At 46.5% G+C, this 16,556-nt stretch carries 13 protein-coding genes, 1 pseudogene and 1 riboswitch; of the genes and pseudogenes, 7 read left to right on the forward strand and 7 right to left on the reverse strand.

Features of this window, described 5'->3' with window-relative positions; translation table 11 throughout:
* Nucleotides 1-2: 2 nt before the first annotated feature.
* Both L5M38_RS14930 and L5M38_RS14935 read right to left on the reverse strand, forming a co-directional pair.
* Entirely contained in the window at nt 3-608 is a 606-nt protein-coding gene (locus L5M38_RS14930) for a DUF4274 domain-containing protein (protein ID WP_263179557.1), read from the reverse strand.
* 99 nt (nt 609-707) lie between these two features.
* The gene (locus L5M38_RS14935) at nt 708-1,133 is read right to left on the reverse strand and encodes an HPP family protein (RefSeq protein ID WP_212599707.1); all 426 of its coding nucleotides are present in this window, start codon (nt 1,131-1,133) and stop codon (nt 708-710) included.
* A 253-nt stretch (nt 1,134-1,386) separates the two neighbouring features.
* Between L5M38_RS14935 and L5M38_RS14940 the strand changes: the two genes are divergently transcribed.
* Both L5M38_RS14940 and L5M38_RS14945 read left to right on the forward strand, forming a co-directional pair.
* Entirely contained in the window at nt 1,387-3,153 is a 1,767-nt protein-coding gene (locus L5M38_RS14940) for an alkaline phosphatase D family protein (protein ID WP_263179558.1), read from the forward strand.
* A gap of 284 nt (nt 3,154-3,437) precedes the next feature.
* The gene (locus L5M38_RS14945; protein ID WP_028759331.1) at nt 3,438-4,004 is read left to right on the forward strand and encodes a phosphoribosyltransferase; all 567 of its coding nucleotides are present in this window, start codon (nt 3,438-3,440) and stop codon (nt 4,002-4,004) included.
* 88 nt (nt 4,005-4,092) lie between these two features.
* Here L5M38_RS14945 and L5M38_RS14950 read toward each other — a convergent pair whose 3' ends face one another.
* Nucleotides 4,093-5,370, reverse strand: coding sequence for a glycerophosphodiester phosphodiesterase family protein (locus L5M38_RS14950; RefSeq protein ID WP_263179559.1), 1,278 nt, complete (start codon nt 5,368-5,370; stop codon nt 4,093-4,095).
* A gap of 370 nt (nt 5,371-5,740) precedes the next feature.
* Between L5M38_RS14950 and L5M38_RS14955 the strand changes: the two genes are divergently transcribed.
* Complete coding sequence (locus tag L5M38_RS14955; RefSeq protein WP_105250177.1) at nt 5,741-6,043, forward strand: DUF3622 domain-containing protein; 303 nt, start codon at nt 5,741-5,743, stop codon at nt 6,041-6,043.
* Nucleotides 6,044-6,423: 380 nt separating this feature from the next.
* Nucleotides 6,424-7,608, forward strand: a complete 1,185-nt coding sequence (locus L5M38_RS14960) for a DUF3103 domain-containing protein (RefSeq protein ID WP_263179560.1) — start codon at nt 6,424-6,426, stop codon at nt 7,606-7,608.
* A 97-nt stretch (nt 7,609-7,705) separates the two neighbouring features.
* Here the strand turns inward: L5M38_RS14960 and azu are convergent, their stop codons facing one another.
* The 3 genes and pseudogenes from azu to rihA all read right to left on the reverse strand — a co-directional run bounded on the left by azu (nt 7,706) and on the right by rihA (nt 10,362).
* The gene (gene azu / locus L5M38_RS14965) at nt 7,706-8,182 is read right to left on the reverse strand and encodes an azurin (protein WP_028759449.1); all 477 of its coding nucleotides are present in this window, start codon (nt 8,180-8,182) and stop codon (nt 7,706-7,708) included.
* A gap of 292 nt (nt 8,183-8,474) precedes the next feature.
* Nucleotides 8,475-9,386 (reverse strand): annotated as a pseudogene (rbsK, locus tag L5M38_RS14970) (ribokinase).
* A gap of 19 nt (nt 9,387-9,405) precedes the next feature.
* The gene (rihA, locus tag L5M38_RS14975) at nt 9,406-10,362 is read right to left on the reverse strand and encodes a pyrimidine-specific ribonucleoside hydrolase RihA (RefSeq protein WP_212599711.1); all 957 of its coding nucleotides are present in this window, start codon (nt 10,360-10,362) and stop codon (nt 9,406-9,408) included.
* Nucleotides 10,363-10,596: 234 nt separating this feature from the next.
* Here rihA and L5M38_RS14980 point away from each other — a divergent pair, with 234 nt between their 5' ends.
* From L5M38_RS14980 to L5M38_RS14990, 3 genes are all read left to right on the forward strand, one after another.
* Nucleotides 10,597-12,039, forward strand: a complete 1,443-nt coding sequence (locus tag L5M38_RS14980) for a hypothetical protein (protein WP_263179561.1) — start codon at nt 10,597-10,599, stop codon at nt 12,037-12,039.
* Nucleotides 12,040-12,173: 134 nt separating this feature from the next.
* Nucleotides 12,174-12,408: riboswitch (cobalamin riboswitch) on the forward strand.
* Between the two features lie 108 nt (nt 12,409-12,516).
* Nucleotides 12,517-14,478 (forward strand): TonB-dependent receptor, encoded by a 1,962-nt coding sequence (locus L5M38_RS14985; RefSeq protein WP_263179562.1) that lies wholly within the window; start codon nt 12,517-12,519, stop codon nt 14,476-14,478.
* Between the two features lie 280 nt (nt 14,479-14,758).
* Nucleotides 14,759-15,487, forward strand: coding sequence for an HDOD domain-containing protein (locus tag L5M38_RS14990; RefSeq protein WP_105250172.1), 729 nt, complete (start codon nt 14,759-14,761; stop codon nt 15,485-15,487).
* 79 nt (nt 15,488-15,566) lie between these two features.
* Here the strand turns inward: L5M38_RS14990 and L5M38_RS14995 are convergent, their stop codons facing one another.
* Nucleotides 15,567-16,472: a LysR family transcriptional regulator gene (locus L5M38_RS14995; RefSeq protein WP_028761667.1), complete on the reverse strand. Its 906-nt coding sequence runs from the start codon at nt 16,470-16,472 to the stop codon at nt 15,567-15,569.
* Nucleotides 16,473-16,556 lie beyond the last annotated feature (84 nt).

A 16,556-nucleotide genomic window follows, 5' to 3' on the forward strand; every position in this document is an offset into this window, starting at 1 on the left:
GCTTATTGGTTGCCCCATTTGCCCGATTTCAGTAGTTCATTTTTAAATTGTAGATACCTTGGGTGCCCTTCATAGGTTTCGATTTCCATAGTGCTATAAGGGGCAAAAATAGCCCCTGGAATTTGGCATCCTCTAGTAAGAACGTCTTCTAATGAGGGCATAAAACATTCTTTAATCGGGTCAAAATGGATTTTATAACTGGCATAGCCGCGCGTAACAAATCTATCGGTTATGGTTTTGAATAGCTGTCCAAAAGGTGTGTCGAGCGTCTCCGGCGTGGAGTAATAAAAGCCTTGTCCGTACCAGTAAAGTAATAAGGCGGTACCCGCGTCACACAGTGGATGTTCGATAATCGCCCTGACCATGTTTGGGTCATGATCGTCCCAATTCAAGTTCCCCGCGACAAAATGCAATTCCTCCATACTTTGTAAGTCACTGATACAGGTGATTTGTGTCGTCGCTTTGCCAAAGTAGGTACTGTCTTGATGTAAAAAGTCGTAATCGGGATCGGCGAGTAATTTGGCGAGTTGTTGTTGATTGGCAAAACAGCCAAATTCTGCGCATTCATAGGCGCGAATAAATTGTTCTTGTGAGAGTAATTTAGCCAAGGGAATCCTTTCTTTTTATAGAAAATACAGTTTATAAAAAATACAACGCCAGCCTTTGTGTAGCAAAAGGCTGACATGGCAGAAAGGGAGCGTAAAACGTTACGCTTGCTGTTGCAGCAGGGTACGGCACAGCTTAATAAAGTCCGATGAAGTGACGATACCGAGTACCTTTTTATCGACATCGACGACGGGCAAGCAGCCGAGTTTGTTTTCAATAAAATATTCCACCACCACAGTTAAGGGCTCGTCGGCGGTTAGATGCTGATACTCTTTATCCATCACTGTCGTGATTGGCGTGTATCGCTCTTTACGTTCGAGCGCGCCTTGGCCGTATTTGTTTAGCATAGACATCACGCTGGCGATCATTTTTTTATGGGTGAGTACGCCAACGAGGGTGCCATCAATTTCAGAAATCACGGGTAAGTGGCGTACGCCACGGGTTTGCATCAGATGGTGGGCATCTTTCAAACTGGCGCCATCGCTGATGCAGATGACTTGATCACTCATAATATCGCTGACTTTCATTGTATAAATTCCTTTTCTTGCCATTCTCTGGCGTGCATTTCACACGCTGCGTTAGCCTGCACCGATGTTAGCAGCTTCTCTGTAAGCTACGCCAGTCCTGCACAAATAAAGTACGCTATCCAGTATAAGTGTTTGAATTGATAGATATCATAAAAGGCTGACAAAGATGTCACAAATATGTAACAGTGATATCTCACAATCGTGGTCTTATTAGACCTCATACCAGTGAAGCCTTATCTAACAAGGAATAATAATGAATCGTACCGTAACTCGTCGTGATTTTTTGGCTATGTCGGCCAAAGGTGTTGGTGTTGCTGTGATCTCTTACGGCTTGATGGGCTGTAGTGATAGTAATGATGATAATTCTGTACCTGCGCAATTTTTACATGGGATTGCCAGTGGCGATCCGGCAGTCGATGCTGTGATCCTCTGGACCCGTGTCACGCCTGAATCTGAGGGCGATGTAAAAGTGAGTTGGCAAGTGGCAAGCGATGCGGCCTTTGCTCAATTAGTGACCACAGGTGAGACTGTCACTAATGCGAGCCGTGACTACACGGTTAAGATTGATGCCCGTGGTTTACGTGCCGGGCAAACCTACTTTTATCGCTTTATGACGGGTGATAAAACCTCTGTTGTGGGTAAAACCCGCACTCTGCCTGAGGGTGACGTAAGCTCAGTCAAATTAGCCGTGATGTCCTGTGCTAACTTTCCTGCCGGTTATTTTAACGTCTATGAGTTAGCGGCGGCGCAGGATGATTTAGATGCTGTGGTGCATTTAGGCGATTATATCTATGAATATGCCCGCGGTGGTTATGCCAGTGAGCATGCTGCCGAATTGGGCCGTGAAGTGTTACCCGCCAATGAGTTGCTGACGTTGAGCGATTACCGCACTCGCCATGGTCAGTACCATACCGATGCGAGTCTGCAAAAGTTACACGCGAAAGTGCCTTTTATTACAGTGTGGGATGATCATGAAGTGGCCAATGATACTTGGCGTGATAGTGCCGAGAATCACAACGAAGGCGAAGGGGATTTTGCTGTTCGTAAAGAAGCAGCACTACAAGCTTATTTCGAGTGGTTGCCGATTCGCCCATGGCGTGAAGGGAACCATGAAGAGATTTACCGCAGCTTCAGTTACGGCAATCTCGTCGATCTGCATATGCTGGATACTCGCGTATTAGCCCGTGATAAACAGCTCGATTATGCCGATTATATGGATCCTACCACGGGCTCGTTTGCGGGAGAGCGTTTCCTTGCTGATGTCACTTCGACCACTCGCACTATGCTGGGGCTGACGCAATTATTATGGCTGCAGGGCACATTGCTACAGTCGACAGGCAAGTGGCAAGTACTGGGACAGCAGGTATTAATGGGTAAGATGTCATTGCCTGCGGCGATTGCCACTCAGCAGATGAGCATTCCTCAATTTGCCATGTTAGGGGCTTTAGCTAAGTTAGCGGCCCGTGCGGCGGCAAATGATCCCACGCTGACTGCCCAAGAGCTGCAATATCTTCAAGCCAATCAAGCCTTACTCACGCCAGAAGTTATCGGACTGCTGCAATTACCTGCCATTCCATACAACTTAGATGCTTGGGATGGTTATGCCTATGAGCGTGAAGTGATTTTAGGTACGGCTAAATCGAAAAATCTCAACCTAGTTGTGATCGCGGGTGACACCCATAATGCATGGGCAAACGAGCTTAAAGACGTGCAAGGCGATACAGTGGGTGTTGAGTTTGCGACTAGCTCAGTATCATCGCCAGGCCTTGAATATTACTTGAATCTGCCAGCGGAACAGATCCCCGCGACCGAGGCGGCAATCGTCGAGTTAGTGCCAGATCTTAAGTACGCTAACTTAAAAGACCGAGGCTTTATGACGCTCACCTTTACCGCTGATGAGGTGCGCAGCGACTGGCATTATGTGGATACCATTTTGTCGAAGGATTTCCAAGTCGCAACGGCCCGTGGTTATAGTGCTAAGACAAAAGTAGGCGAGCATGTGATTACGCCTATCGTTTAATGCGGTATTGTTCGCTTGTTTATCGGCCACCTTAGGGTGGCCTTTTTGTTGCTTTTGGCTTTAAAAGGCAAAATAAATGTCTGTTGTCACGCAAGTTCTTACTATTACTGCAGCACATCGCATTTTTTTGGTATAAAATTCGCTCCCAAAATTCGGCGGCTGCCTACACTTGCTAAGGCAAAGCTGTTCTAGTGTTTTGGGAACCTTTACCCGCCGAACAGACCTTACAGGGGTCATAAGCTTTAACGACCTAAGAATAAAATCAATGTGATGGGGACTGTGTCATGTCAGAAAAGTATTTTGTTACCGCGCAGCAATTGCTGGAAGATTCATTTTTATTAGCTTCGCAAGTGTATGAGAGTGGCTTTCGTCCGCAATTTATCGTGGGTATTTGGCGTGGCGGTGCTCCAATCGGGATCGCGGTACAGGAGTTTTTCGATTTTAAACAAGTTGAAACCGATCACATTGCCGTGCGTACCTCTTCTTATTATGGGATTGGCACCGACAAACAAAGCAAAGAAATCAAAGTGCATGGCCTGCATTACATCGTTGAAAATGCGAACGCGAGTGACGGTTTGTTGATTGTGGATGACGTGTTTGACTCTGGCCGTAGTATTCATGCATTAAAAGAAAAACTCAGCCAACTGATGCGCCTAAATATGCCAACCGATATCCGTATCGCTTGCCCTTATTACAAGCCAAAAAATACCGCAGTGCCTTTAAAACCCGACTATTACATTCATGCCTCTGAAGACTGGTTAGTTTTCCCGCACGAAGTCACAGGGTTAACGCCTGAAGAAATTGCCGAAGGTAAGGGCGATTTAAAGAATATCCAGCACCTGTTTAAATAGCTCGCGGCGAGATATAGATTATTTTCGCAATAAAAAAATGCGTTAACGATTAATCGTTAACGCATTTTTTGTTTTCTATATCGATGACTTATAAATCCATACAGTTAGCATAGTAAGTCACTGTGGCTGGCCAGTCGGAGAACACTCCAATCACGCCGACATCTTTCGCCAGTACATCAAGTAATTCAAAGGTATCGCCTTCGTTATCTATCGCTTCGGTAATGCTTTGATAGTAAAAGCCGCCGCCATTTTTTAATAAACCAGATCGCTCCAGCGACCAAGTGATGATCTTAAGCCCTGCGCCTTTGGCGGCCTTAGCGTATTCAGAAGGAATGATCTTTTTGTCCGCATCTAAGGCGACTAATACCCAGAGTGGCGGCGCAATAATTTCGACGCCTTGGGTCTTTAAATCCGCCATTGATGGTGACCAAGTGGCAGAGTTCTGCGGATCAGAGGCGCTGTTATAATCGTATCTGTCATCGAGAAACACGGCTTGCTTCGCAAATTCAGGTGCGTTGGCGACCCAATATTTGATGTCATCTAAGATAAATGATTGAGGGAATACTTGCGAAGCATCGACGCCCGCCGCAGTGTATTCATCCAACATTTTTTGCGCGTAATCCTGCTGAGTAAAACCATCGAAGGGCATAGATACGCTGGCGGCTTTTAGCTCAGGCGTCATCTTCACACTGGCTTTTTTAAACATTTCAATACTTTCAGCGTGGGTCATCAAGGTGCCATTGCCAGCATAAAGATCGGTGCGCCAGCTTGGGGTACCATTGATGAATTCGGCCGCAGTGGTCGCTTTCGGATTGTTGCCTTCCATCTTACCCTTGAGAGTTTTAAATTCGGCGAGGGTGATATCGCTAGTGCAACAGGTTGCCGATGCGCTGACGCCATTGGCGGCATCAGCAGGAGTGAATGGGCTCGAACATTTATTGGCAAGTTCGGGTATGGCTAAAATGTTGGTCGTGCTGGCAAGATCGCACTGTGAGTGGCGGCAAACTAAAGCTTTATCGGCGGTGAAGGTGACATCACACTCGACTATGCCTGCGCCCGAATCGATAGCCGCTTGGTAGGATTCCTTTGTATGCTCAGGGAATTTCATTGGCGCGCCACGGTGACCTATGGAAAATTCGCTGCGATAAAAATTGTCAGTGGTGCATTGTTCTAAGCGGGTTTTAAGTGTGCTGTCTTGCATCTGACGTACGAGGAATAAGGGTCTTTCTCCCACTTGAGCAGTAACGGATTTGCTGGTGGGTGGCGTGATAGCGGCGTTATCATCGTCATTATTGCAACCGGCTAATAAAGCGCTCATGGCAATTAATAGGCCGAGTGAGAGCGACGAAATAGGGTATAGTTTCATCAGATTTACCTATGAGTAATGATGTAAATTATTAATATTAATCAGAAACTCTAAAGTGTTAATGTGACTGAAAAAGCCTATTTGTATGACATAAACAAGAATATATACCGTTTGCACGACTATTATCTAAGGCACGCTAGCTTGCGATAAACTGCCTTAGACAGAGGACGGTCGGGATATATGCACAGTGTTGCTCTAGATGTGAGCATTGACTCCACTGGGCGAGTCGATGAAACTGGCATGAATATTTTCATCTGGGCGATCTTTCTGGGCCGAAATCAAGTACACTGCGCTCCTTTTGTTTTATGATGAGCGTTTGGTTCGCTTGATAAGACAAACGTGACAAGCATCATTTAGGAAATAGAGCAGAATGAGCAAGGGCAAAAAATACGATTTTCGCGTGACACAGGGCGACAACGGTTGGAAAACTGAAATCACTCGTCGCATGACATCAACTAAAACAGTTGTGTCTAAGAGCCACGATGGCTTTGCGACTGAAGCCGAAGCGCAAGCTTGGGGCTTAACTGAATTACAAGTGTTTTTAGGCACGTTAACTGAGCGCAATAAACGTCGCTCAGAGAAACAAGCTAAAGCAAAATTAGCCGCAGCATTAGCGGCTGAAGCGGCTACTGATGCCGAAGATCTTGATGAAGATGATTTCGACGAAGAGTAACACTCATTCGTTTAACCTTGTCTTATCAAGCCAGTGTGATCGTAAGGGAGCGTTCAAAGCGTTCTGAAACGTCACTCTGGCGATGAACAGCAAAAGGCAGATCTTAAGATCTGCCTTTTGTGTTTTTGTCGCTTGCGAAACTGTGCATATCAATTCATTTCATTCTATTTCCTCGTTTATCTTCATACACTCTGTTCGGCTGGACTGATCTACTGATGCTGTCATTAGCTTGTTTTTATCGCATTTAGCCGAGATTACGTACCCTATACCATTAATAATTAACGATAACTATTATCATTTGATTTACTTAGATGCTGCTCTGTGCTCATATATAAGGAATTCGAACGCACGTTTAACTTTATCAAGGTAAGGGAACTCCTATGAAACTACTTCAATCCAGTTTATTGCTGTGTTTGTCGGCTTCGGCAACCCTGAGTTATGGCCAAGCCTTAGATGGAGAGGCGTTACGCTTACTACAAGAGTCGCTAAAGGATTCGACTTTGGATGCACAAGCGCAGTTAACCAATACTAAGCGGGCATTGGCGTTAGATTTAAGCCATCAATATGCGCAGCTTGCGCCTATCTTACAGACTGAAATAAACCAGTATCAGTTGGCAGTAAATGCCGATGACATTCTGTCTCAGCATAGGCTCAATGATAATGTGATCACCAAAGCCGATGCGTCGATTCGCCGAATGAAGGGCTTAAGTGCCAAAGCAGATTCTCTGGTGCAAGTGCGTCTGGCGGATGAAACCATGTTAACCCCATGGCAGCAAGGTGAGTCTCCTCTATTTGCCTATGAGCCCGATGGTGACGAGCGTCAGTGGGATTATATTGAAGCCTTTGATATTCATGGACAAGTGCATCAATTAGACGTGTATAACCTGCCGCAGCAACCAGTGTTTGTGGTCGGTATCGATAGCAAAAAAGCCTTTGTGGCTGGCTTAGAGGTGATGCGGGCGACATTTGCCGAGGCGCAGTCAGCGAGAAAAGAGGGCGCGCTACTGAGCCGTGCACAAACACAGGCGGTGGCAGATAAGCCGATTTCAACCACAGTGATCAAACAAATATCCTTGAAGGATGACCATGAGCCGTGGATTTCTGGTCGTGCCGAAATTTACGGCATAGTGACTGGGGTTGATCCAAGCCGTGAAGAGCCTGTGCTCGATATCGTCGAAATGCCCTATTTAGATTATGCGGATACGACCTATTATCCGAATCAAATCATCATACATTGGGAGCGTTATCGTTGGGCGGCTGCGGACATGATCTTAATGGAGCATGACGATGGTACTAACTATAAAGTGTTGGCCACTAAGCTGTTGGAAGCGGCGGAGCAGATCTTAAAGTCGATCCCCGATCCTGAAGCTCAGGGTTATGCGCTGATCCCGCAAATCACCAATGGTATTTTAAGTGTGATGCCGGATGCTTGGTTCACCAATGACGATGACTTTGTCGATGTGTATTACACTTTACAGGAAGGGGTTGAATATCCTAACTTGAACGGCGCTAACGGTAATGCGATGACGAGCTTTGCGCCATTAGTCATCCAACCAAGACCATGATGGATTAGTGCGGCTAAATGCAATGGCTGAAATGTAAAAGCGGATCCTAAGATCCGCTTTTTTATTGACTAACTTAAGGTGAGGCTAGGCCATTCCTTTAAGCTTTTAACTTGAAACTGCCTTGCATAATCGCCCAGTGACCTGGGAAACTGCAGAAGAATTGGTAGGCTTCGGTAGCGCTCATACCGGCAGTGCTAAAGGTGATAGACGTTGATTCGCCACCGCCCACTAAATCTGTGTGTGCGATAACGCGCGTATCACCGGCTTTGACATAGGCTGCATCAGGACCGGCACTCATACCTTCGGTCGCTACGGCTGACATATCGGCTGCCTTAGTTAATACCCAGTTATGGCCCATCGCTGCTTTTGGTAAGGTGCCTGAGTGGGTTAAGGTTAAGGTCACTTCTTTACAGCTTGCAGGTACAGACAGCTCTTTAGTGTCAAATTGCATTGCATCAGTGGCGGCAATTTTCAGTTCACATTCGTTGGCACTCGCTTGGCTAGCGAATAATAATCCTAGGCCGATTAGGCTAGTGCTGGTCACGTTACGTAAAGCTGTGCTTTTTGCTTTCATCTGGTACTTCCTTATTTGAACAAGGGTAGCCGAGCCGTTTTGACTCGGACATGCACCTGCTAGCATAAGCAATCTTCATTAAATGGGAATGAAATCAGCGTGTAAATTATGTATATGCAACTTTAGGTTGAAAGCTTGCATTGTTATTGGCGGCAAATTGTTAGCGGTAAACATAGGTGAGTACTTAGTTGGAGTGAACTAAGTACTCAGGAACTATTATTTATGTGTTTGATTTATAAATTATAATTTTTTGTTCTAAAGCAGGGCGTCTACTTCAGAACGTCTTACGTTTTTAGTACGAAAGCTCCTGTCGATAGGGAATCGCACGTTGTGCACCTGGGCGAGTGACAGTAATGGCACTGGCTGCATTGGCAAATCCCACGGCTGCAGCAATCGACATGCCCTCGCTTAAGCCCACAACTAAGGCGCCATTGAAGGTATCCCCTGCGGCGACTGTGTCTATGGCCTGCACTTCAAACGCAGGTATTAGCCCATTAAAACCTGGGCTGCTGATAAATGCGCCACGGCTACCTTAGGTAATGACCACAATCTTTACTCCCTGCTGGTGGAGAAGTTGCGCTGCCATGTGTGCATCATCAATATGGTTGATCTCAACTCCCGTTAAGGCTTCTGCTTCGGTTTCATTGGGGGTAATAATATCTACCCACTTGAGTACATCTTGGCCAAGTGCCGTCGCTGGAGCAGGATTTAGCACAGTCGTCACGCCAAGATTCTTGGCTATTTGCAGCGCCTTTGCCACTGTGGCAGCGGGCGTTTCCAATTGTGTTAACAAGTACTCCGCATTAGCAAACAGGGCGTAATGAGCTTCTAAGTCATCGGGTGAAAGGCTGGCGTTGGCACCTGCGGCAACGCCAATCGTATTCTCACCGTTATCACCGATAAAAATCATGGCAGTGCCAGTGCTCAGTCCGGCTATTTGGCGGATCCCTTCCGCACTGATGCCATCTTTCATCCAGCTTTGACGCATATCATCGCCGATACTGTCTTGGCCGAGGTGACAGATAAAATCAGTGCGTGAACCTGATTTGGCTAAGCGCGCGCAGGCGACGGCTTGATTGGCCCCTTTACCGCCCTGTTCGAGGCGATAATCTCGGCTCATTAAGGTTTGCCCTGCAGCGGGCAGGTACTCAAATTTCATCACATGATCGGCATTTGCACTGCCGATAACGAGTATCTGGCTCATAGAAGACTCACTGTCATTTTTATCTGCGATTGAGATAAGTTGCATCATAGACGCGTAAACTGTCTACCAGTAAATCGACAAAGCCTTGCCTATCGATCCCAAACAGCACAGTCGCATTGGCGGCTTTACCTGTTAACTGATAGCGATCGACCACTGTCATGCCTAAGGTCAACTCACTTTGGGTTTCAATACTTACCCAGCAATCTTGCGCCTCAAATAGCTCAGGTTTAAGCAACCAAGCGATAGTGCAGGGGTCGTGCAATGGCGCACCAATAAAGCCCCATTTAGGATCTCTGTGGTAAATCATAAAGAAATCCAATAATTCGGCGACGCACTGAGCAATTGGATTTTGAATCGCGCGAATGCGTTCTATGTCTTCATCCATGATTTGTGCCTGATGAGTCACATCGAGCCCACACATAGTGATGGGAATACCGGATTTAAAGACAATATCGGCGGCTTCGGGGTCGACAAAAATATTAAACTCGGCGGCTGGGGTCCAATTACCGACACCGGCTGCACCGCCCATTAGCACTATGCGTTCGATCTTGGCGTGTAATTCGCTATGACTCGCCAGTAAAAGGGCGATGTTAGTCAGCGGCCCTGTGGGAATTAAGGTTACTGGCTGATGACTTTGGCGAATTTGCTGCGCCATTAATTCAACTGCGGTAATGGCTTGAGGACTAAAACTTGGATTAGGCAATGCAGGGCCGTCGAGTCCGGTTTCACCATGGACATTGTCGGCAATGATTAATTCGCGGGCTAATGGCTTGGCGGCGCCGCCAGCGACAGGAATATCACTGCGATTTAATAAGGTTAAGATCCGCAGGGCATTATTGAGCGTTTTATCCGGCGTTTGGTTGCCGGCACTAGTGGTGACGGCCAGTGGAACCAGCTCTGGATGGGCGAGAGCTAAAATGAGCGCAATGGCGTCGTCATGGCCGGGATCGCAATCCAGAATAATAGGGCGAGTCATACTGTTACTCCTTTAAACAGCGGTGATGAGTGCTTAGAATAGCATGCCATCAGTTAGGCGCTAGCCTGTGTAGGGGACTTGCAGAGTAAACTGTGAGCATTTTCGTCTTTTTATCAACAAGCTGCTAGAATTCTGCCCATTTTTGACATTAGGCGATGTTAGGTCAATCCATTCTCGCTCTGTCCGCTGCACAACATTGAATGACATCTCCAAGCAAATATAAGGAAATAAGTAATGCTCACTCATCGAATCACTTGGCCTAAGGTTTTACTCGTGGGCATGGTTGCCATGCAGATCTCTGGCTGTAGCGATCCTCAACCTATGGCCGTTGTGGAAAGTAATAACGAGTCATTGCTACAGTTTGATAACGGTAAACTCATCCAATTTAAGGAAAATCCGAGTCCACAGTATCGCCATATTCCCTGTGATTTACCCGCAGTCGAGACTGTGGTCACCAACAGTTCGGCCTTTGCGGCGTTAACAAAATCCGGTGAGGTGATCACTTGGGGTGACAGTTATGCTGGCGGTGATAGCCGCGAGGTGACGGAGCAGCTTAAGCGAGTTAAGCAAATCGTCCCAGTTAAGGACGGGTTTGCCGCGCTACGTCAAGATGGCACTGTGGTGTACTGGGGCAATGCGGGGAAATATAGCCTCGACAAAGCCCTGCAAAACCGCATGACCAATATTACCAAGTTGTTCGCTAATCAAGAGGCCATTGCGGCCCTTGATGCTAATGGCAAGGTGCATACTTGGGGTTATGGCCCCTACGGCGGCAATAGCTTACATGTGCAGGATCAATTAGTTGATGTTGTCGATATCTTTGCCAGAGGTCGCAGTTTTGTCGCCCTCAAAAAAGAGGGCAGTGCTGTGATTTGGGGGCAGGTTGAAGAGTCGACCAATATGAAAAAGTTACTCCCGCAGCTTACGGATGTAGCGAAGATCGAATATTTTCAACACACCTATGCCGCCTTGAAAAAGGACGGCACTGTGGTGAGTTGGGGTTGGCGCAGTGATGCTTACTCGATCCGCAGTGCTTTAAAGGATGTGGCGAGTATGACGGCAAACAATTGTGCCTTTGCGATTTTAAGTCCTACGGGGGATGCGCATTTTTGGGGCGATGGGATTAACTGTGGTGTCGATTGGATTAAAAAAACCAATATCACAGGGGTAAAAGAGATTATCAGCATTGGCTCAGGCTTTTTATTACTGCGGGATAAGGCCGTGCCGCAAATAGTGGCCGACGATACTGATTACGCTCATATGTTTGGGTTTCACTATGCCCAAGAGATTCTTGATAAATATTGGCAGGAAGGCAGCATCATTACCCAAGGGCCTGCCTCCTTTGTGTTTACGCGTCCCGATGGCAAAGTGGTGCCTGTTGGTTATCGCGCCAACCGTGAAAATGTGGAGAAGTTGATTGCACGTATTCCGCGACTCACTTGGTTAGATGGCGCAGATGACGGTTATGTTGGCATCAGCGAAAAGGGGGAGCTGGTCTCTTGGTCGATGAATTTGCCAATGTTCGACAAGTCGCCAGTGCAACCTGCTGACTCGTTAGTGATTAAACCGCTGGATTTTACTCCCGTTGCCCAATGCGAAACCCCTGAGCAGCGTCAGGCGATTTTGAGCAAAGACAGACCAAAACCTGCGGCAAAAAACTGGGATGGTGTTTTCTAGCTCATGTGAGTTTTCTCGCTAACTTGAGATTAATGGACTTTCATCCGTATAGACGTCTATAATGCGCGCGCTCAGGTCTGATATGCTCTGAGCCTTGTTGGGCGTTAACAGATTGTACGCCCTTTGAACCTAATTTTGAGTCAACCTTCTGTGGTGCTTACGATGATAGTGTCGTGAGATAATCGGGAAGCCAGTGAAATTCTGGCACTGCCCCCGCAACGGTAAAAGGTGAGAGAGGACCGCGTTTGATTGGTGTGTTCAAGACAGAACCCGAAAGTCAGAATGTGAAAGGTCAGTCTCGTGTTAATCCAACTTTAATGGATTAACATAGCCTAAGTCCGGAGACCGGCCCTAAAGGTGTTTTTGAGATTTCGGTGGGCAGATCTCAAAATGCGATAATCACCGTCAGTATTTACGACTGAATTAACGGTATCGTGGCGTCAATGCCCCGTTTTCCTTGCAGGAGTTAAAGGTAAAATGGGAACAAATCCAACAAAAATCGCGCTGCTGATCGGCAGCCTTTGCAGTTTTTCAATTATCGCGCCCGTTATGGCGGCTGACGATACCAGCACAGCTAAAGTCGACGAGCATCTTGTCGTGATCGGCCGCTCTGATAAGACCCCGTTAAATATTGCCGCCAATGTGAATGTGATTGATGCCGCTGCGATTGAAATGAGTGGCGCGACTAATTTGACCGACGTCTTACGTGGTCAAAGCGGTATTCAAATTTCGGATAACAATATTGGAACTAGCTTTGCGATGCGCGGTTTTAGCGCCAGCACTGCCGTTAATAACACGCTGATTTTACTTGATGGTCGTCGTCTCAATAATATCGATATCGCAGCGCCTAGCCTTAATGCCATTCCGCTTAATCAAGTGGATCGTATTGAAATTTTATCGGGTAGTGCGGGTGTACTTTATGGCGATCAAGCCGTGGGCGGCGTGATCAATATTGTCACTAAGTCCCCTGAAAATACTGGCGGCAGCGTGCAGTTATCTGGCGGTAGCTTTGATACCTATGAAGGTCGTGGTGATGTGTCTGGCGCGATCAACAAAGATTGGCGTTACTTTTTCACCGGTAGTTACAACCAAGGTGACAACTATCGCCAGCATAATGCCAACGAAACCGGCTCTATTCTTGGCCGCATTCAATATAAAACAGCCACAGACTCGTTCTTTGTTGAAACCAGCTACTACGACGATGACCGTGAAAATCCTGGCTCATTGACAGAAGAACAGTTCAATAAAGACCCACGCCAATCTTTCAAGAGCAGCGAATATGTCCATGAGATGACCACTGCGGCGCGCACGGGTTATCAGCATCAGCTTAATCAAAATTGGGCTTTAGCAGCGGATTTAGATTATAGCGATACCTTAGTGTCTTCTTTTAATTGGGGGGCGAACAGCCATAACACGCGCTCACTGTTGATGTTTAGCCCTAAAGCGTTAGCGAGCTACAGTACGCGTCAAGGCGAGCTAAATCTAGTCACAGGCTTAGACATCAGCCGTGGTAAGGCTGATTTTGACACTATGGCGCGGAGTAATGTACAACAAATGCAAAGCGCCTATCTACAAGCCACTGTGCCATTAAGCCATACCCTAAGTTATGTTGTGGGTGGGCGATATGCGCGGGTGACCGACGAGTTAGTCGATCGCAAAGTTTATCCTAATGGTATCGATTTAGATGAAGATGCGACAGCATTCGAGTTTGGCCTAAACTACCGTCCTAGTACGGAGCACAGATTCTATCTACGTGGCGATGAAAACTTCCGTTTTGCCAAAGTGGATGAGCAAGCTTATACCCCTAAAGATGTGTTTGGCTTAAAGCCGCAGACGGGCCGCTCCTACGAAGCGGGTTGGGATTGGACTCTTGCGAGCCAAACTTTACGAGTGAGCCTTTATCGTCTCGATTTGGAAGATGAAATCGTGTTTGATCCTAGCGCGGAGACACCTCCAAATGGAGATTTCCAAGGCGCTAACGTCAATGCCGACGCTTCTCGTCGTTATGGCGCCAGTGCCGATTGGGATTGGCAGGTGACTAAAGCGCTGCAGCTCGGGCTAGAGTATAACTATATAGATGCTGAATTTACTGACGGTAACAATGATGGCAAGGAGCTGTCTTGGGTGGCAAAACACACAGGACGCGGTTATGTCAGCATGGATTTTGCTGAGCATTTCCAAGTATTTGCCGAAGCAATTTATACTGGTAACCGCTTTATCGAAGGCGATAACGGTAACGAAGGCGATAAGCTGGCCAGTTACGTGCTCGGTAATTTAGCCTTGAATTATAATCGTGATGCTTGGCTTGCCAGCCTGCGTATCGATAACCTATTTGATAAAGACTATGTTAGCGCAGGCTATTACGGTGGCCTTTGGGGTGATAGTTATTACTCTGGTCGAGGCCGCGATATTCGTTTAACCATTGGTTATCGCTTCTAGGCATTGATTCGCTCAATTTCGATAAAGCCAGACTCAGTCTGGCTTTTTATTTTTTGGGCTCTGTTCAAGGAATAAATTTTGAAATAGGTATAGTCTTGAATATCGTTTCAGTAGAGTGACTAAATTGTCGTTATCTTTAGTGGTTAGCGGGCAGCAATAACTAAACAGGAATAATTTATCTATTACTCTGCTGTTTGTGGCTGAAATTCTTTAAATTTTGGGTATGATGTGAACGGTAACCGAATCATCTTATTGTTAATAAACAGGTGCAAAGTGTCTTATGACTGATCTTGAGCAACAGGTTTTTACTCAAGTTAGAGCTATCATAGCGAATGAAGAGCAAGTGATTGGCCGGCGAGGGATTTTAATTCCACTCAAAAAAGCGATTCTTGCTGAAGGCGACATTCGTAATGTGATTGACATTATCTCGAGCGATCCCGCATTGGCAGCGCACATGCTTATGCGCAGTAATTCCGCACAGGCTGCTGTAGTGGAAAATCACAAAACTCGCTCGTTGAAAGAAGCTTTGATCCGCTTAGGTCAAGTTAATATCTATCGCTACGCCTTTACGTTCTATTTAAAAGAACGTCTCGATGAACTGCCACAGCCCTATAAAAAGTTGGTCCAAGGTTATTGGAAGTTGACTGAAGATATTGCAACGGATGCGGTAGATAGCTTAGCGGATATGGAAGGAGTGGAGGTTGATGCTGACGAAGTACAAACCTTAGCTCTGTTCAGTGTGTTCGGCCAAATTATCGCACTGACCGCATTTGCCTATTTAAATGCTAATGCCGAACAGTCATTTCCTTTAAGTGTGATTAAGTCATTGATTGATAATCAACAACAGACCTTAACCATCGAAGCGTTCGAGGCGTTAGATCTCGATCAGGATCTGCGTCAAGAATTTATGATCGCCCATAATTTGCGTCAGACCCGTAATCCTAATTCATCTGGGTTGATACTGCGCCGTGTCTTGTCTATGCGTGGATTGTTGATGAATCCGCTGTAATTTGTCGATGCTATGAAATAGTCATTTGACTCAATAAACAAGCCTGCATTCGCAGGCTTTTTACTCTATGTCACCAGCATTAATTCGTCTTCTGCTGGCGGGATAAACCTTCCCTCGCCACCAGTTGTAACCAATTTTGGATCAATGCAGAGTTAGCACTGTGGCGGCGATAGGCACCAAATAGCGGTCGTTTTAGACCTTCTTGGCCGAGTTTTACCGTAGCGAGACTCAGTCCATGTCCTTCATTAATCGACCAGCTTGGCAGTGCGGCTATGCCGTCTTTACAGGCGATGCGTTGCAATAACATCATGGTTAAATCACAGGTTTTTTGCTCGCCTGCCTCTATGCCCGCAGGTTCTAAAAAGTGGCGATAAATATCTAAACGTGTCAACGGCACTGGATAACTGATAATAGGCAAGTGTGCTAATTGCTTAGGGGTGACATAGGCTTCTTTCGCTAAAGGATGATCCTTAGCAACCACTAACTTCACTTCAAAATCAAACAAATGCTGGTAGGCGAGTGAATGCCCAGGCACAGGATCTGAGGTTAAGACAATATCCAGTTCACCCATTTCTAAGGCATTGAGCGAGTCGAACAGATGACGGCTCGACAAGTCTAACTCGGCAGTTGGATGATCTTGCCTAAATTGCTCCATTACAGGCATTAACCAGCGAAAACAGCTATGGCACTCAATGCCGACACGCAACTGATTGGTTTCGGTTTCCAGCCCATTCTTCAAATCTGTCTCGGTTTCTAACACCTTAGGCAAAATCTCTTCGGCCAGATGCAACAGGCGTGCACCTTCTTGGGTGAATGACAGTGGCTTACTCTTACGCACAAAAATGGGCGAGTTAATCCTTTGCTCCAACTCCTTAATCTGGTGGGAGAGGGCGGATTGAGTGACAAAACGTTTTTTGGCTGCGCCCGCCAAACTGCCGCTTTCTTTCAGGGCCATTAAGGTTCGCAGGTGTCTTAGTTCGATCATGTTCACTCCAAGTGAATTTCGCTCATGTTGTGCTTGAAATCAATTCGGTTGCTGGAATAGAGACTAACACAATAAACTTCTAGA

It is taken from the genome of Shewanella sp. SM101 (assembly GCF_025654465.1).
GTDB classification, from domain to species: domain Bacteria; phylum Pseudomonadota; class Gammaproteobacteria; order Enterobacterales; family Shewanellaceae; genus Shewanella; species Shewanella oncorhynchi.